The 16863-nt window shown below is 72.8% G+C and carries 13 protein-coding genes, 1 tRNA gene, 1 other RNA gene and 1 pseudogene; 7 read left to right on the forward strand and 9 right to left on the reverse strand.

The features are described from left to right. Positions 1–50 precede the first annotated feature (50 nt). A complete protein-coding gene (locus ACZ516_RS20865; RefSeq protein WP_469011320.1) occupies positions 51–605 on the reverse strand; it encodes a tRNA adenosine deaminase-associated protein in 555 nt (184 codons plus the stop codon). Between the two features lie 203 nt (positions 606–808). Further along, a complete protein-coding gene (locus ACZ516_RS20870) occupies positions 809–979 on the reverse strand; it encodes a hypothetical protein (protein ID WP_358582439.1) in 171 nt (56 codons plus the stop codon). A gap of 96 nt (positions 980–1075) precedes the next feature. On the opposite strand from ACZ516_RS20870, the gene upp reads away from it, so the two are divergent. Beyond that, on the forward strand, positions 1076–1711 hold the full coding sequence (upp, locus tag ACZ516_RS20875) for a uracil phosphoribosyltransferase (protein ID WP_358582442.1): 636 nt from the start codon (positions 1076–1078) through the stop codon (positions 1709–1711). A gap of 67 nt (positions 1712–1778) precedes the next feature. Here upp and ACZ516_RS20880 read toward each other — a convergent pair whose 3' ends face one another. Further along, entirely contained in the window at positions 1779–2480 is a 702-nt protein-coding gene (locus tag ACZ516_RS20880) for a LytR C-terminal domain-containing protein (RefSeq protein ID WP_358913551.1), read from the reverse strand. A gap of 111 nt (positions 2481–2591) precedes the next feature. Next, the gene (locus tag ACZ516_RS20885; RefSeq protein WP_003955420.1) at positions 2592–2888 is read right to left on the reverse strand and encodes a type II toxin-antitoxin system VapB family antitoxin; all 297 of its coding nucleotides are present in this window, start codon (positions 2886–2888) and stop codon (positions 2592–2594) included. 520 nt (positions 2889–3408) lie between these two features. On the opposite strand from ACZ516_RS20885, the gene ACZ516_RS20890 reads away from it, so the two are divergent. Then, positions 3409–5010, forward strand: a complete 1602-nt coding sequence (locus ACZ516_RS20890; RefSeq protein ID WP_469011321.1) for an ABC-F family ATP-binding cassette domain-containing protein — start codon at positions 3409–3411, stop codon at positions 5008–5010. Between the two features lie 218 nt (positions 5011–5228). After that, positions 5229–5687: pseudogene (locus ACZ516_RS20895) on the forward strand (GNAT family N-acetyltransferase); the annotation flags it as partial. Here ACZ516_RS20895 and ACZ516_RS20900 read toward each other — a convergent pair. Then, positions 5672–6667, reverse strand: a complete 996-nt coding sequence (locus tag ACZ516_RS20900; protein ID WP_469011322.1) for a LysR family transcriptional regulator — start codon at positions 6665–6667, stop codon at positions 5672–5674. The pseudogene ACZ516_RS20895 and the gene ACZ516_RS20900 overlap by 16 nt on opposite strands. A 458-nt stretch (positions 6668–7125) precedes the next feature. Here ACZ516_RS20900 and ACZ516_RS20905 point away from each other — a divergent pair, with 458 nt between their 5' ends. Further along, the gene (locus ACZ516_RS20905) at positions 7126–8127 is read left to right on the forward strand and encodes a DMT family transporter (protein WP_469011323.1); all 1002 of its coding nucleotides are present in this window, start codon (positions 7126–7128) and stop codon (positions 8125–8127) included. Between the two features lie 137 nt (positions 8128–8264). On the opposite strand, the gene ACZ516_RS20910 is transcribed toward ACZ516_RS20905, so the two are convergent. The 4 genes from ACZ516_RS20910 to ACZ516_RS20925 all read right to left on the reverse strand — a co-directional run bounded on the left by ACZ516_RS20910 (position 8265) and on the right by ACZ516_RS20925 (position 12159). Continuing rightward, complete coding sequence (locus tag ACZ516_RS20910; protein ID WP_469011324.1) at positions 8265–8993, reverse strand: ankyrin repeat domain-containing protein; 729 nt, start codon at positions 8991–8993, stop codon at positions 8265–8267. 56 nt (positions 8994–9049) lie between these two features. After that, positions 9050–9613: a hypothetical protein gene (locus ACZ516_RS20915; RefSeq protein WP_469011325.1), complete on the reverse strand. Its 564-nt coding sequence runs from the start codon at positions 9611–9613 to the stop codon at positions 9050–9052. Between the two features lie 690 nt (positions 9614–10303). Next, positions 10304–11779 carry a hypothetical protein gene (locus ACZ516_RS20920; RefSeq protein ID WP_469011326.1) on the reverse strand — a complete coding sequence of 492 codons (1476 nt, stop codon included), beginning with the start codon at positions 11777–11779 and terminating at the stop codon, positions 10304–10306. A 295-nt stretch (positions 11780–12074) separates the two neighbouring features. Beyond that, positions 12075–12159: transfer RNA gene (locus ACZ516_RS20925), tRNA-Ser, on the reverse strand. Between the two features lie 142 nt (positions 12160–12301). On the opposite strand from ACZ516_RS20925, the gene ffs reads away from it, so the two are divergent. From ffs to purD, 3 genes are all read left to right on the forward strand, one after another. Next, positions 12302–12400, forward strand: an RNA gene (gene ffs, locus ACZ516_RS20930) — signal recognition particle sRNA small type. Between the two features lie 44 nt (positions 12401–12444). Beyond that, positions 12445–14712 (forward strand): DNA polymerase III subunit gamma and tau, encoded by a 2268-nt coding sequence (locus tag ACZ516_RS20935; protein WP_469011327.1) that lies wholly within the window; start codon positions 12445–12447, stop codon positions 14710–14712. A gap of 616 nt (positions 14713–15328) precedes the next feature. Continuing rightward, positions 15329–16582 carry a phosphoribosylamine--glycine ligase gene (gene purD, locus ACZ516_RS20940; protein ID WP_358700398.1) on the forward strand — a complete coding sequence of 418 codons (1254 nt, stop codon included), beginning with the start codon at positions 15329–15331 and terminating at the stop codon, positions 16580–16582. Positions 16583–16863 lie beyond the last annotated feature (281 nt).

Here is a 16863-nt window from a genome sequence, read left to right on the forward strand (position 1 = left end):
TCAGGGCCGTGGTCGGGGCCCTGTTCGGTGAGGTGGTCCACACGGGGAACCTAACGGACGGTCTCCAGCACCTCCGCCGCGCCGAGGATGTCGGCGATCTCGTTGAGGGCGTCGCCGGCCTCCAGACCGAGCAGGTCCTTCTGGGGCACGCCGAGGTCGGTGAGCAGCTGCGCGTCGCCGAGCGGCCCCGCGGGCACCGCCTCGCCGGTCACGACCGGCACGTCCTCCTCCTCGTCGGCCATCTCCTGCGGTTCTCCGTCCTCCGTACCGTCGAGGTCGAGCGCGTCCAGGTCGGCGACGGTGTCGTCGGCTCCCGGATCGCGGCCGAGCATTTCGTCGGTGAGGAGGATCTCCCCGTACGCGCTCTTGGCGGCCGCGGCCGCGTCCGAGACGAAGATACGAGGGTCCTCCTCGCCGTCCACACGGACGACGCCGAACCACGCGTCGTCCTGTTCGATGAAGACGAGGACTGTGTCGTCGGCGTGGTCGGCGGTGGCTTCACGGGCCAGGTCGGCCAGATCCGCCAGGGTCTCCACGTCGTCGAGGTCCGTGTCGCTCGCTTCCCACCCGTCTTCGGTGCGCGCGAGCAGTGCGGCGAAGTACACCGTGACTCTCCCACTGGTGATAGGCAGTGCCGGTTGGCGGTTTGGGGTCCCCCCGGCGAGGTCGGGGGGCGGGGAGTGCTGTGCCGAGCCCCGCCCATTCGGAATCGTGGCAGAAACCGCGCCGTCTGGAGAGGTCTTCGGGCCGCTGTGTCCGCGTCGCGTTCCTCACGGCCCCCCGCCGGGCCCGCCGCGCGCCGGGGCGGTCACCAGCGGAACGTGCGCATGCGCATCTGCTGACGCATCCGTGCCGCCCGGGCGCGGCGCGGCTTCACCCGGTCGCGGAGCTCGATGGCCTCGGCGCGTTCCCGCAGGAACTGTGCGCGTCGTCGGCGTCGCTCGGCGTCGGTCTCGTCTTCCCGTTTGCGATCCGCCATGGGCCACCACCTCAGTTCGTACGTCCCCACCTTCCCCCGGTCGGCGGTGTTGATGCCAGCACGGAGCGGGGTCGGGGCCCGGTTACTGTTGATGCCATGCGGATCCACGTCGTCGACCACCCGCTGGTGGCGCACAAACTCACCACGCTGCGCGACAAGCGCACCGACTCACCGACCTTCCGGCGCCTCGCCGACGAGCTGGTCACCCTGCTCGCGTACGAGGCCACCCGGGACGTGCGCACCGAGCAGGTCGACATCCAGACCCCCGTGACGCGGACGACGGGCGTCAAGCTGTCGCACCCGCGGCCGCTGGTCGTGCCGATCCTGCGCGCGGGTCTCGGCATGCTCGACGGCATGGTGCGGCTGCTCCCGACCGCCGAGGTCGGCTTCCTGGGCATGATCCGCAACGAGGAGACCCTGGAGGCCTCCACGTACGCGACGCGCATGCCGGAGGACCTCTCGGGCCGCCAGGTCTACGTCCTGGACCCGATGCTCGCCACGGGCGGCACGCTGGTCGCGGCGATCCAGGAGCTGATCCGGCGCGGCGCCGACGACGTGACCGCCGTGGTGCTGCTCGCCGCCCCCGAGGGCGTCGAGGTCATGGAGCGCGAGCTGGCCGGCACGCCGGTGACGGTCGTGACGGCCTCCGTCGACGAGCGGCTCAACGAGCAGGGGTACATCGTCCCCGGCCTCGGTGACGCGGGCGACCGGATGTACGGGACGGCGGAGTAGCCGCGGTCGGCAGTTCTTGACTGCGGGGCAGCCGCGGTCAGCGTTTCTGACCGCGGGGTGGCCGCGGTCAGCAGTTCTTTTCGCCGTTGGACGGCTGGGGCGTCGGCTCGGGCCTGGTGAGTGTCGCCAGGGCCTTGTCGGCGTCCTCCTTTTTGACCAGGTCCTTGAACTTCTCCCCGATGATCAGGTCGACCTCGTCGCCGTCGCGGCCGTCGGTCCTCAGCTCGGCGCCCGCGAGCTGGGTGCCGAGCACGGGCAGCGCGGCGGTGGCGGCCGTCTTGGCGCCGAGCAGTATCCCGGTGCCCTTGACCTTCTTGTCGAACTCCTTCGTCGCGTTGCCGACCTCGCCGATGGCGAAGCCGCGCTTCTTCAGCTCGTCCGCGGTGCCCTTGGCGAGGCCGCCGCGGGGCGTGGCGTTGAAGACGTTGACGGTGATCTGGCCCGGCTTCGGCAGCGGCGCCGGCCTGCCCTCGCGGCCCGCCTCGCGCGCGGCGCCGGGGTCCGTGCCCCGGGCGGGCCGGTGGGGGCCGCCCGGCTCGCGGTCGCAGTCCGAGGCGGCCCGGCCGGCCACCGCCGACGACGTATCGCCGCCGCCGGAGAAGACGTGGATGAGCTGCAGCGTGCCCCAGCCGATCAGGCCCAGGGCCGCGGCGGACGCGATGACCGCGAGCACGATCCTGCGGCGGCCGCCGGTGCGGCGCATTCGCGGATATTTGTCCCCCGTGATGCGGTATTTGCCGCCCATGCCGGGGGGAGTGAGCATGCTCATGGGCGCAGCGTAGTGCGGCGTGGCGGCGATGCCTACTAAATGATCATTGACCGGGGGGCAGTCCAACCCGAAAGGGCCAACGAGGGGCCGAAAGGGCCCGTGCCCCGGGGGTCAGCCCAGTTCGAGGACGCGCGCGTGGAGCACCTGGCGCTGCTGGAGCGCGGCGCGGACGGCGCGGTGCAGGCCGTCTTCCAGGTAGAGGTCGCCCTGCCACTTCACGACGTGCGCGAAGAGGTCGCCGTAGAACGTGGAGTCCTCGGCGAGGAGCGTCTCCAGGTCGAGCTGGCCCTTGGTCGTCACGAGCTGATCGAGGCGGACCGGGCGCGGCGCGACATCCGCCCACTGCCGGGTGCTTTCCCGGCCGTGGTCGGGGTACGGCCGGCCGTTTCCGATGCGCTTGAAGATCACACGGAAAGCCTACCGGTCAAGACTCTCCGGGCGCAGCCATGCCGACGGAGTGCGCCCCTGGGAAATGCCGCCGTATATGCGGGCATACCGGAAACGGGCGGGCCGGGAGCGGGGACCCAGGCGGGTGAGAGCCGACCATCGACGTCCACATCGGGCGCCGAGAATCGCTCGGACGGGCTACGGGTGCGGCGCCGGGGCCGGCGGGTGGGCCTCGCGGGGGCGGGCGGGCCTCGCGGAGATGGGGGTGGGGGCGAGGGCGCCGGGAGGGGGTGTGTGGGCCTCGCGGGGACGGGCGGGGGCGCCGGAGTGCGGCGTGCGGGCCTCGCGGGGGTGAGGGGCGCCGGGGAATGGTGTGGGCCTCGCGGACATATGGGGCGGGGCGAGGGCGCCGGAAAAGGGTGTGCGGGGGTGGCGGCGGGGTCGGTAGCCTCGGGGGTATGTCTACGCCCCGCATCTCCTAGCCAGGACACACGCTTCCACGCCACCCGTGTGTCCATTCGCTATTGCGGAGCGTTACCCCATGATCACCGTACGAGGCATCGACGTACGCGTCGGCGCCCGGCTTCTGCTGTCCGGCGTCGACTTCCACATCGCCCCCGGTGACCGCATCGGCCTGGTCGGCCGCAACGGCGCCGGCAAGACCACCCTGCTGAAGATCCTCGCGGGCGCCGCGGTGCCCACCGCCGGCACCGTCACCCGTACCGGCTCCGTCGGCCACCTCGCCCAGGACCCGCGTGCCGCCGACCCCGCGGCCACCGTCATCGCCCGCGTCCTGTCCGCCCGCGGCCTGGACGAGGCCGTCGCCGCGCTGCGTACCGCCGAGGCCGCCATGGCCGTCGCCACGAGCCCCGCCGCCCAAGAACGGGCCATGGCCGCGTACGCCCGCGCCGACGACCGTTTCCATGCGCGCGGCGGTTACGCCGCCGAGGCGGAGGCCGCCCGTGTCGCCGCCGGGCTCGGGCTGCCCGAACGGGCGCTGCACCGGCCCGTCGGCGAACTGTCGGGCGGCCAGCGGCGCCGCGTGGAGCTGGCCAGGATCCTGTTCTCGCGGCACGACACGCTGCTCCTCGACGAGCCGACCAACCACCTCGACGCCGACTCGGTCGGCTGGCTGCGCGGCTACCTGTCGTCGTATCCCGGCGGCCTCGTGCTCATCAGCCATGACACCGGGCTGCTCGCCGACACCGTCAACCGCGTCTTCCACCTCGACCCGGCGCGCGCCGCCCTCGACGTGCACAACACCGGCTGGCACACCTACCTCGCCCAGCGCGCGGCCGACGACCGGCGCCGCGCCCGCGAACGCGCGAACGCCGAGCGGAAGGCGGCCTCGCTGCGCGCCCAGGCCGACAAGATGCGCTCCCACGTCGCCACCGCCACCGCCGCGAAGAACATGGAACGGCGCGCCGAGCGCATGCTCGCCGGGACGGAGCGGGCGCGGCGCGGCGAGAAGGTCGCACGGATCAGGCTGCCCGAACCCGCGCCGTGCGGCCGCATGCCGCTCGGCGCGATCAGCCTCACCAAGGCGTACGGCACCCACCGGGTGCTCACGGGGGTCGACCTGGCCGTCGACCGGGGCAGCCGCTTGGTCGTCCTCGGGCTCAACGGCGCCGGGAAGACCACGCTGCTGCGGCTGCTCGCCGGCCGCGAACACCCCGACGAGGGCCGGGTCGTGGCGGGCCCGGGCCTGCGCCTCGGCTACTTCGCGCAGGAGCACGACACCCTGGAGGACGCGAAGACCGTACGGGAGAACCTCGCGGCCGCGGCTCCGCAGCTGACGGACGGTGAGGTGCGCCGCGTACTGGGGTCGTTCCTGTTCGGCGGGGACGACGCGGACAAGCCCGCCGCCGTGCTCTCCGGGGGCGAGAAAACGCGGCTGGCGCTGGCCGGACTCGTCCACTCCGGTGCGAACGTCCTGCTGCTCGACGAGCCCACGAACAACCTCGACCCGGCCTCCCGGGACGAGGTCCTCGCCGCCGTGGGCACGTACCCCGGGGCGATCGTCATGGTCACGCACGACGAGGACGCGATCGACGCGCTACGGCCGGACCGCGTCCTGCTGCTCCCCGACGGGGCGGAGGACCTGTGGAGCCCCGAGTACCGGGGGTTGGTCGCCCTGGCCTGAACGACCGCCGGGCGAAGCCGGTCTCGGGGGTGGTCCCGGGGCCGGTCTCGGGGGCCGGGGAAGTCGGTCTCGGGGTCGGGTGGGTGGAGAAGGCGGCTCCGACCCCTCGGCTGTGCTTCCATGCTCCGATGAGACGAGTCCGTGCCGCCGACGCGGCCGAAGGCCATCCTGTCCTGCGGGTGCGCGAGCGCGCCGGCGCGCCCGATCTGGCGGCGTGCGTGGAGGTGCTCGCGCAGGTGCACAAGAGGGACGGCTACCCCGTCAACTGGCCCGACGGGCCCGCTGGTTGGCTGGCCGGCACCGCCGCCCTCGGGGCCTGGGTGGCCGAGCTGGACGGGCGGGTCGTCGGGCACGTGGGCCTGTCGCGGAGCGGCGAGGGCGACGCGGCGCCCGCCCTGTGGAGCGAGCGCGCCGGCGTGGACGTCGGGGCGACGGCGGTGGTCGGCCGCCTCTTCGTCGCGCCGGACGCGCGCGGCCACGGCATCGGCGCGCTGCTGATGGGGCGGGCCGCGCGGGAGGCGCGGGCGCGCGGCCTGCACCCGGTCCTGGACGTGGTCTCCTCCGACGCGTCGGCGGCCGCGCTGTACGAACGGCTGGGCTGGGAGCTGCTGGCCGTCGTCGAACAGGAGTGGGAGCCGGGGCAGCGGGTCGCCCTGCGTTGTTACGCGGCGCCTTCCGAGGGCGGGGCGTCCGCTTCGGGGGCCGTGCCGGGCACCCCCATCGCCCCTTCCGGTGCCGCCACCTCTTCCGGGGCCACCGCTCCTTCCGAGGCCGTCGCCCGGAGCGCCGCCAGCAAGCCCTTCAGCGCCGGCTGAACAGGTGCCCCGGCCCGCACGGCGGCGTGGATCGACCTGACCGGCTCGGGGCGCCTGAGTTCTCGTACGACCACGTCGGGACGGTGTCCGGCGGCCAGGCCCAGTTCCGGCACCAGGCTGACGCCGAGCCCGGCGGCGACGAGCCCCTGCGCGGTGGCGTAGTCACCGCTCTCCACCGTGAAGTCGGGGGTGAAGCCGGCCGCCGCGCAGGCGTCGAGCACCGGGTCCAGGCAAGGGCCCGGCGTCTCACCCGCGATCCAGGGGTCCTCGGCGAGGTCGGCGAGATCGAGTACCGGCCGATCGGCGAGCCGGTGGCCGCGGGGGAGCACCGCGCGATAACGGTCGTCCAGCAGATGCACGAACCGGACCCCGTCCACCGGCGCCTGCTCGCGCGGGCCGACCACCAGCGCCAGGTCGGCCCGCCGCTCCTTCACCTCCAGAGCCGGGTCGCCCGGCTCGAAGAGCTTCAACTCGACTTGTACGCCGGGCTGGTCGCGGCGCAGCGCGGCGAGCGCGGGAGCGACGAGGGGCGCTCCGGCCGTGGCGAAGTACCGCATCGAGACACGGCCCGTCCGACCCGCCCGCAACTCGGCCAGCGCGGTCTCGGCCTCGGCGGCGTGCCGTCCGATGACCGTCGCGTACTCGGCGACCAGGCGACCCGCGTCGGTGGGCCGCACCCCGCGACCGGTCCGCTCCAGGAGCGCGATGCCGGCCTCCTTCTCCAGGGCCGCCATCTGCTGGCTGACCGCCGAGGGTGTGTACCCCAGGTTCCGGGCCGCGGCGGTGACCGACCCACTGGCGACCACCGCCCGCAAAATCTGCATGCGCCGCATGTCGAGCATGGCTCCAGTGTGCGGCAGGACCTGCGGCCTGCGTGCAGCAGGGCTTAACTCTGGGTCCAGATCTTTTCGCTTGTCTTATGGGTGGGGGAGAGGGACGGTAGGGGGGCAGGTACGGGGGGCTCCAACGAGGCCTTCGATGGGGCCTCCGACGGGGGTCTCCGACGGGGGTGCGTACGGGAGTTGCACGTACGCGGTCCGGCGTACGTACGGAGGCCTGGCCAACCGGCGTACATATGCGGCCCGGAGCCCGTAGGGGAGCCGGGGCGAACGGGCGTACGTGCGCGGGGGGCGTGGGCGCGTACGCGGAGGGGGTGGGCGGACCACCTGGCCCGCACTGTGGCCCCTCTGGCACACCCGCACATTCCCCCATCCCCCCCCCAACCGCACATCCCGCCGCCCCGGGCCACGCCCGTCGGCGTGCCCGCCCGCAGGACACTCGCCCCTACAGGAGGCCCCCGATGCTCAGCGGCACCCGTGCCACCCCCGTCCGCATGGGGCTGCTCGCCCTGCTCTGGGGTTCCGGATTCCTCTGGATCAAGATCGCCCTCGGCGGCGGCCTCACGCCGCTGCACATCACGATCATCCGGTGCGCGCTCGGCGCCGCCGTGCTGCTCGTCCTGGCCCGCGCGGCCGGGCAGCGGATGCCGCGCGACCGCCGAGTGTGGGGCCATCTCCTCGTGGCCGCCTTCTTCTGCAACGCACTGCCGTTCTTCCTCTTCAGCCTCGGCGAGCAGACCGTCGACTCGGGCGTGGCCGGCGTCCTGAACGCCACCACCCCGCTGTGGTCCCTCGCCCTCGGTCTGATGCTGCGCACCGAACGCGGGCTCGGCCCGCTCCGCCTCGCCGGTCTGCTGCTCGGCTTCGCGGGCACGCTGCTGATCTTCGCGCCCTGGCAACAGACGGGGCTGGCCAGTTGGGGCGCGCTCGCCCTGCTCGCCGCGGCGGCCAGTTACGCCGTCGCCTTCGCCTACATGGCCCGCCACCTCATCACCCGTGACGCCGCCCCGCTCGCTCTCTCCGCCGCCCAACTGCTCACCGCGACGGGGCTGACGACGCTCGCCCTGCCCGCCGCGCCCACCGGCACGTCCTTCCCGACGTTCACCGCGATCGCCGCGGTCGTCGTCCTGGGCACGCTCGGCACAGGCGTCACCTTCCACCTCAACTCCCGCCTGATCGCGGCCGAGGGCCCCACCGCGGCCGCGACCGTCGGCTATCTGCTGCCGGTGGTCTCGGTCGCGCTGGGCGCGCTCGTACTCGGCGAGGAGATCGGCCCGCGGGTTGTGGCGGGGATGGCGGTGGTACTCGTGGGGGTGGGGCTCACGCGTCACCAGAGCCGCAGCGACAGGCTCCCGCTCCTTGGGAGCGCCCCCGACACACTCCGCAGCGATAACCCCAGGGCGGCCCTCACCAGTAGCCCTGCCCCGGCCCTCAGCAGCAGCCGCCCCGGTCCTCACCAGTAACGCCGTAACGCCGACGCGACCCCCTGAAAGGGAACCTCAGCCGGACCCCAATCCGGCCCTCGGCGAGCAGCGAGCCGAGCGGCACCCCGACGGTAGCCGCCACGCATGGAAGCACCCCACACCCCACACCTCACACCTCACAACTCACCCCTCGTCCTAGCGCCCCGCTCCCGCAGCCACGCGACGAGGTCGCTCGCTCCCGCCGAGACCGCGATGTCGAGAGGGGTCATCTCGTCGTACCCGACCCTGTCGAGCGCGGCGCCCTGATCCAGCAGGTAGGTCGCTGACGCCAGTTGGCCCCCGTGGCAGGCACCCCAGAAGGCGCTGTCGAGATCGTCGGCGTCCAGCGGACCCGCCGCCACACGGGCCCGGAGCCGGTCGAGAAGCCCCAGCGTCGCCTCGTCCCGCAAGGTCGTCCGCGCCCCGTGCTCCAGCAGCCGCCGCGCGGCCCGCCACTGCCCGAACCCACACGCGTCGGCCAACGGCGTGCCACCCCCTATGACCGCACCCCTCGCCTCGATGTCCGCCCCGGCGGCGACAAGGGCGTCCAAGGCCGCCACGTCGTCACTGCTGGCCGCCCAGTGCAGAGGCGTCTCGGAGTGCCCTCCGACGAAACGGGCGTCGGGGTCGGCGCCTGCCGCGATCAGGACCCCGATGACCTCGGGCGCCGCAGGGAAATGCCCCGGCCAGTCCGTGGCGATGTGCAGCAGAGTGCGCGTCCCGGCGGCGTCACCGTCCTGCCGGATCGAAGAAGCGGCAAGGCCGACATGCGTGCCGAGCAATGCGTGGAGCGCGGACACGTCACCCGCGCGAATCGCCCCGGTCACCGCGAAGGCCAACGGATCCCGCCAGCCAAGAACTGCCACGCCCCACCCCCAAATCCAACCGGTGACCAGCCCCCCAACCAACTCCTCCGATGCTCTCAGCGACCACTGACAACGGAAGGCGCCACTACCCGCCGGACGACCCACTCGCGGTACGGCACGACACCGAGAAGCACAGCGACAGCGACGGCGACCAGATGCTCGCGGCCGGCGAGACCGGGATCGGCGAAGGAACCCATCACCGTGGGGACGACCGCGACGACGAAGAGAACAGGGGCCCGCAGCACCACCGCCGTCCAGGCGAACAGTCCGACGATGGCGGCAGAGGCCCCGGTGTCCACGGCGTGCGCCGCACTCCCGGGGAGGCCGAGACGATCGGGACCGAGCGCGATCATCACCCGCGCCCCGAGCGTCCCGGCGAGCGTCACGGCGTACGCCACCACGAGCGTGCGGGCACGCCCGAAGAGCAGTTCGGCGAGCGCGAAGGCGAGGAACAACCGGGGCAGCCCGCCCCACACAGGCAGATCCACGGCGGGCACGAACAGCGATACGGGCGTACGCAGCAGGGTCAGCCAGAGCGGCTGGTCGGCCCGCACCTCACTGACCACCCGCAGTACGTCGGCACCCACCGCCGTCTGCTGGAACGCGTGCAGGCCGGTCACGGCGACGACGGCGAAAAGGGCCAGCGAAACCCCCAGAGGCCCGCGCCGACGAAGCTCCCGCCACGGCACGGCGACCACACTCCGCCACTCACGCCCCAGGCCCGCACGACCAAGCCCCATCAACCACGCAACCCGCGCCCCCCACACCATGCCCTGCCCACCCTCTCCCTCACCCGCTCGACCACCCACCCGAACCCCGAAACGGGATATCGGCCAGGCGCCGTCGGAGGGTACGCGAAAGCACCAACCGGTGCCGCACCACCCGTGCTGCCGACACCGATGCCCTGCATCCACCTGGCGCGGTGACTCCTTGAGAGGCGCGGCTTCAAGAGCAGACGGCCCCGGTATAGCGCCCCGGCCACCGGATCCACCCCGAACCGCGCAGCACGCCTGTCAACCCGGTCATCCTCGCATCCGGGCCACGCCGCACGGGTTGCGGTTGCGGTGCTGAATCCAAGTCTTCATCTGGGGGTTCTGGTGCGTACGTGGGCGTCCTGACCTGCGGTGCAGCCGAGTCGAGCGGGGCTTTTGAACGGTGCTGTACGCCGGTGAATGCAACCAGAACTGCAACCAAGGAAACGCGGCTGATCGGGGCATCCAAGCTTCGCGCTGAGAGAGTCGTTCGAGTCGATGGCCAGTCCGCGCCGGACCACTGCTGGAGGTCGGCCCAGCAACGCTGGCCGGCCATCGCTACTCGACGTCGGTATCCAGGTCGAGTGCCTCCTCCTCGACCGCGAGGTAGGTGTCCGAGGTCGCTGCCTCCAGGAAACCCTCCTCGCTGGGGAGCGCGAGACGTGGAGCCAGATCGATGAGGTGCATCCAGGAGCCGCTGGCTCCCCTCGTGAAACCTTCCCGTACGGAGCGGAGCTGATCGTCTCGCTGTTCCACTCGAACTCTGCGCGCGTACTCCTGAGCAGCAGCGGCTCTTTCCTCGCGCGCGCGATCGCTCGTCTGCCCTTCGAGCCGCCGCGCTACCGCGTTCTCCGGGCGCTGAACCGCACGGGGCAGCTCGTCCATGTACATGGGTCGTTCTTCCCGGACCCGCGCGATGACGCGACGCTCTGCGTGGGCCAGTTCGCGGCACGCGCCGTACAGACGTCGGGACATCCCCAGCATCAGATCCGTGCCCGGAATCCGTCCCGTCAGCATGTCCAGGCCGTGCTGTTGCCTGATGTCGGCGTCCCCGGAATCCGGTGCGACGTGACGACGCAGCTCGGCTGTGGGCTCGTCGCTCTCCAACAGTCGGATCGGGGCCCTTCGCGTTGCTGCTGCCTCCGCCTCGGGCCTGCCAACTGCCGTGACGCGCAACCCGCCCCGGGGCAACGACGAAAGTGCCAGATACGTCAGCATGCGCGACCGAGCGAGCTCCAGGAGGGCCTCGTCGTCCTGCTGCAGCGTTTCCTCGTCGGAGGTGTTGCTGGGGTCCCCGGCCGGTGGGTCACCCTCGACGTCGATCATCATGAACAGGCGCCGCTCCAGGCTGGTCCCGCACAGCACCTTCTGATGTGCAACGGGAATGAGAGCGCCGACGTCCAACTGCTGCGCCCCCTTGGTCCTGGGCCCCATGCCGAGCCGACGGCTCCCCTTTGCCTCGATCAGCCACAGCTCGGACGTGGCCGGGTGCGTGCCGAACAGGTCCGGCAGACTGCGCGTCTTGTCCCAGCCGGGCGCCGCGCCTTGTGGAATCGCGCTCTCAGCGTGTGTGGTGGGGCCGAGCCCCATCGTCTGACAGGCCCACTGGGCCATCGTCATGCCCACGTGGTAGCCGAAGGCGGTACGGGTCGAGCTCTCCGTTCCGTGGGTGTAGACGACGCTGGGTACGACCTCGCGCCCGGCCCGTACCAGGTAGGCGGAGAGGGGGTACCGGCGTGCCTTGATCTCGTGGCGGGCGAGACGGGGCGTAGCGGTGATCCAGGAGCTGATGTCCCGTCCCACCGCGATCGTGGCATCCAGGAGCGCACGCCACGTCGTGCCGACCAGATACGCGCCGTCCGCAGGTATGCCAGCGCCCTGGGGCAATGGTTGGTTGGCCAAGGCCACCATCACAGGAGTGGGCCGCGGCGCGGGGGCCAGCGGTGAGCTACGGCGGAGGAACACGGGGACGTCGAAGGCGTCGGGCGCGGATAGCGGGGTATCCACGTTCCCCGCCCAAGCAGGCGGCTGCATGCGCTCACTGTGCCACTGGCACCCTCGGCCAACGAACTGCGTGGCGCCGTGTGGGACCCCGCGGCCTACCGTTTGAGCTGGGCGGGCTGCCGGTTGCTTGGCAGCTGACCGCCCGTTCACATGCCGACTCCGTGATCATGGAGTGGAACGGGTACTTCACCGCTGGCGTCCCGTACGAGGCGACGGTGGGGGACCCGGCCGCTGACCCAGCGGCTGGCCAAAACTGCAACCACGGAACGACGAAGGACCCGATCGCTGAACGGTCGGGTCCTTCGGCTGCCCTGACGGGCGAGTGCGGAGGATACGAGATTCGAACTCGTGAGGGGTTGCCCCCAACACGCTTTCCAAGCGTGCGCCCTAGGCCACTAGGCGAATCCTCCGCCGCAAACAATACAAGACGTTGGGGAGTGCTCGCGAACACGGTCCGGGGGCGGGCCCGGGATCGGTCTCGTCGTGATCGTTCTGGGGTGGTCCGGTCCGGGGGCGCGTCGCTTCCGGGGGTGGGGATCCGCTACTGTGGGGGGCAGCCCCTCACGTGGCGCTATCTGACTGAACTCCCCCAGGGCCGGAAGGCAGCAAGGGTAGGTCGGCTCTGGCGGGTGCGTGGGGGGCGCTTTGCGTTGGGGCGGTCCGGGTTGTCAGTGGGCGCCTATAACCTCGTATGCGTGTCGTCTCTCGCGTTGTACCGCCGTTATCGCCCGGAGTCGTTCGCCGAGGTCATCGGGCAGGAGCATGTGACCGACCCGCTGCAGCAGGCGCTGCGGAACAACCGGGTCAATCACGCGTACCTGTTCAGTGGCCCGCGCGGCTGCGGCAAGACGACGAGCGCGCGCATCCTGGCCCGCTGCCTCAACTGTGAGCAAGGTCCCACTCCCACGCCCTGCGGCGAGTGCCAGTCCTGCCGCGACCTCGCGAGGAACGGCCCGGGTTCGATCGACGTCATCGAGATCGACGCCGCGTCCCACGGTGGCGTGGACGACGCCCGTGACCTGCGCGAGAAGGCCTTCTTCGGCCCCGCGTCGAGCCGGTACAAGATCTACATCATCGACGAGGCCCACATGGTCACCTCCGCGGGGTTCAACGCCCTGCTGAAGGTGGTCGAGGAGCCCCCGGAGCACCTGAAGTTCATCTTCGCGACGACCGAGCCCGAGAAGGTCATCGGCACGATCCGCTCGCGTACGCACCACTATCCGTTCCGGCTCGTGCCGCCCGGCACGCTCCGGGAGTACCTCGCCCAGGTCTGCGGCCAGGAGGACATGGCCGTCGAGGAGGGCGTGTTCCCGCTCGTCGTGCGGGCCGGCGCCGGGTCCGTGCGTGACTCGATGTCCGTCATGGACCAGCTCCTCGCCGGCGCGGGCGACGACGGTGTGACGTACGCCATGGCCACCTCGCTCCTCGGGTACACCGACGGCTCGCTGCTCGACTCCGTGGTCGAGGCCTTCGCCTCCGGGGACGGCGCGGCCGCCTTCGAGGTCGTGGACCGCATCATCGAGGGCGGCAACGACCCGCGCCGCTTCGTCGCCGACCTCCTGGAGCGGCTGCGGGACCTGGTGATCCTCGCCGCCGTGCCGGACGCCGCCGAGAAGGGGCTCATCGACGCCCCCTCCGACGTCGTGGAGCGGATGCAGGCCCAGGCCGGCGTCTTCGGCGGCGCCGAGCTGAGCCGCGCCGCCGACATCGTCAACGAGGGCCTGACCGAAATGCGCGGCGCCACCTCGCCGCGCCTCCAGCTCGAGCTGATCTGCGCGCGCGTGCTGCTCCCCGCCGCGTACGACGACGAGCGCTCCGTCATGGCCCGGCTCGACCGCCTGGAGCGCGGGGGGAACTTCGTCCCGGGCGGCCAGGGCCCCGGCCCCGCCATGGCGTACGTCCCCGGGCCCGAGGCCCACGCGGGCGCCCACCCGGGCGGCCCCGCGCCCGTCCCTCCGGTGCCTCCGGTGCCTCCGGGAGGCGGCCCGGCCGCCGCGCGTGCGGCTGTACGAGGTTCAGGGGCGCCGCAGGGCGGCCCGGCCCCGGAAGCGACCGCCCCGCAGACCCCGGCGCCCCCCTCCCCGGCCCCGACACCGGCGCCCCAGGCACCGACCCCGCCGCCCGCCGCGCCGGCTCCCGCACCGCAGGCCGCGCCCCCCGCCGCCCCGTCCGGTGAGCGGCGACCGGGCGGCTGGCCCACAGCGTCGGCCCCGGGCGGCGGCCCCGCGGCTGCCACCCCCGCCGCTCCCGGCGGATCCGCGGCCCCCTCGGCCCCGCGTCCGGGTGGCTGGCCAACCGCCGCCTCCACCGGAGGGAGCGGGCCCGCCACGGCACCGCCCCCGGCCCAGCAGGCCCCCTCCCCGGCCCCCGCCCCCGCCCCCATGGCTGCCCAGGCGGCCCCTGCGGGCGGCCCAGACCCGCGTTCCCTGTGGCCGAACATCCTGGAGGCGGTGAAGAACCGCCGCCGCTTCACCTGGATCCTGCTCAGCCAGAACGCCCAGGTGGCGGGCTTCGACGGCACGACGCTCCAGCTCGGCTTCGTCAACGCCGGGGCCCGGGACAACTTCGCCAGCAGCGGCAGCGAGGACGTGCTGCGCCAGGCGTTGTCCGAGCAGTTCGGCGTGCAGTGGAAGGTCGAGGCGATCGTCGACCCATCGGGCGGCTCCGCGCCGCCGCCTGCGGCGGGCAACTTCGGTGGCGGTGCTCCCGCCCCGTCCCGCCCAGCGGCCCCGCCGCAACACCGCACGCCGTCCTCGGCCGCTCCGTCCGCCCCGGCCGCGCCGTCACCCGCCCCGGAGCCCACACCGCCGCCCCGGCCCAACCCCGCCCGGGAACACGTGTCCCCCGAGGACGACATCCCTGCGGACGACGACCCCGACCTCGTCGAATCGGCCCTGTCCGGCCACGACCTGATCGTCCGCGAGCTGGGCGCCACGGTGGTGGACGAGTACCCGAACGAATAGCTCCGGTCCGGGTCGCCCGCCCCCTGGGGAGGCGGCCGCCAGGGGTGGCCTGGTTCCGGTGGTCGGGATCAGGCGTGGCCAAGGGCCGGCCTGGTCCCGTTGCTCAGGCTTAGGCGTACGCCTGTCAGGCCCGGGCAGCCGCTGCGGTGGTCCCAGTTCCGGTGGTCCGGCCCAGGCGCCCGCCACGGGTGGCCTGGTCCCGGTGGTTAGGCCCAGGTGTGCGCCAGGGATGGCCCAGTTCCGGTGGTCGGGCCCAGGTGTACGCCAGGGGTGGCCTGGTCCCAGTGGCCAGGCTCAGGCGTAGGCCGAGTGTGGCCTGGCCCCGGTGGTCCCCCCCAGGCGTACGCCACTGGGGGCCCGGCCTCGGTGCTCAGGTCCAGACGTACGCCAGGGGGGTGGCCCAGTTCCGGTGGGCGGGCCCAGGTGCACGCCAGGGGGCCCGGTCCCGGTGGTCAAGCCCAGGCGGCCGCCCCGCCCCGCCCCGCCCCGTTCCGGCGGTCAGTCCGGCGGACGCCAAGGGGGACGCACCGGAACTGTAGGAACGTACGACAGGCTCCGGAGCCAGAGCTGGCAGGCCGTACAAAGTCGTCCCGGGTCGCGGGCTAGGCTGACCACCGTGAAGGTCCTCGTCATCGGCAGTGGTGCCCGCGAACACGCCCTGTGCCGCTCTCTGTCCCTCGACTCCGCCGTCTCCGAGCTGCACTGCGCCCCCGGCAACGCCGGCATCGCAGAGGTGGCCGAGACCCATCAGGTCGACGCCCTCGACGGCGCCGCCGTGACCGCTCTCGCCCGGCGACTGGACGCCGGCCTGGTGATCGTGGGCCCGGAGGCCCCGCTCGTCGCCGGTGTCGCCGACGCCGTGCGTGCCGCCGGCATCCCCTGCTTCGGCCCCTCCAAGGAGGCGGCACGCCTGGAGGGCTCCAAGGCGTTCGCCAAGGACGTGATGGCGGGCGCGAGCGTGCCGACCGCCCGGTCGTACGTCTGTACGAACGCGGAGGAGATCGACCGGGCCCTGGACGCCTTCGGGGCGCCGTACGTCGTCAAGGACGACGGGCTCGCCGCGGGCAAGGGAGTCGTCGTCACCGACGACATCGAGGCGGCCCGCGCGCACGCCCTCGCGTGTGACCGGGTGGTCATCGAGGAGTTCCTCGACGGCCCCGAGGTCTCCCTCTTCGCGGTCACCGACGGCGAGACGGTCGTCCCCCTCCAGCCCGCCCAGGACTTCAAGCGCGCCCTGGACGGCGACGAGGGGCCGAACACCGGCGGCATGGGCGCGTACTCGCCCCTCCCGTGGGCCGACCCGAAGCTGGTCGACGAGGTCATGGACAGCGTGCTCCAGCCGACCGTTGACGAGCTGCGCCGCCGCGGCACCCCGTTCGCGGGCCTGCTCTACGCGGGCCTGGCGATCACGAGCCGCGGGGTGCGGGTCATCGAGTTCAACGCCCGGTTCGGCGACCCCGAGACCCAGGTCGTGCTGGCCCGTCTGAAGACCCCACTCGCCGGACTCCTGCTGGCCGCGGCGACCGGCAACCTCGCGGACCTGCCCCCGCTGCGCTGGAGCGACGAGGCCGCGGTGACCGTGGTCGTCGCCTCGCACAACTACCCCGGCACGCCTCGCACGGGTGACCCCATCGAGGGGCTCGACGAGGTGGCGGCCCAGGATGCCCCGCACGCGTACGTCCTGCACGCCGGAACCAGGCGGGACGGCGACGCCGTCGTCAGCGCGGGCGGCCGCGTGCTCTCCGTGACCGCGACCGGCGACGGCCTCGACCAGGCCCGTGAGCGGGCGTACGCCGCGCTGTCCCGTATCCGCCTCGACGGCTCGCAGCACCGCACGGACATCGCGGCGAAGGCGGCGGCCGAGGCGTGACCGGCCTCGCCCACGGGTGACTCCCCGCTGACCTCAGGCCCCGGATCCGACACGGATCCGGGGCCTGTTCGGCATCCACCTTTACCCAAAGCCATTCCATCGAGTGACCGCTGGCCCATCCGGCTGACGACGACCGGGACCCCAACTAGGGTGCGGCGCAAGCGTTCAGGGCGCCCAGAGCCAAACAGACCACCGGCATTGCGATGTCAGTGGCGGGTGCCACAGTGGGGGAATGAGCAGAAGGAACGCCAGCCATGTGCGCCACCGGCTTGTGCCGGTGG

The organism is Streptomyces sp. NPDC034037 (assembly GCF_055575715.1).

What these genes read in the sequence shown, in the direction of transcription:
- ACZ516_RS20920 (WP_469011326.1), bottom strand. Translation starts at nt 11,779, where the DNA reads ATGCAGCCGCCTGCTTGGGCGGGGAACGTGGATACCCCGCTATCCGCG.
- ACZ516_RS20905 (WP_469011323.1), top strand. Translation starts at nt 7,126, where the DNA reads ATGCTCAGCGGCACCCGTGCCACCCCCGTCCGCATGGGGCTGCTCGCC.
- ACZ516_RS20880 (WP_358913551.1), bottom strand. Translation starts at nt 2,480, where the DNA reads ATGAGCATGCTCACTCCCCCCGGCATGGGCGGCAAATACCGCATCACG.
- upp (WP_358582442.1), top strand. Translation starts at nt 1,076, where the DNA reads ATGCGGATCCACGTCGTCGACCACCCGCTGGTGGCGCACAAACTCACC.
- ACZ516_RS20870 (WP_358582439.1), bottom strand. Translation starts at nt 979, where the DNA reads ATGGCGGATCGCAAACGGGAAGACGAGACCGACGCCGAGCGACGCCGA.
- ACZ516_RS20900 (WP_469011322.1), bottom strand. Translation starts at nt 6,667, where the DNA reads ATGCTCGACATGCGGCGCATGCAGATTTTGCGGGCGGTGGTCGCCAGT.
- ACZ516_RS20890 (WP_469011321.1), top strand. Translation starts at nt 3,409, where the DNA reads ATGATCACCGTACGAGGCATCGACGTACGCGTCGGCGCCCGGCTTCTG.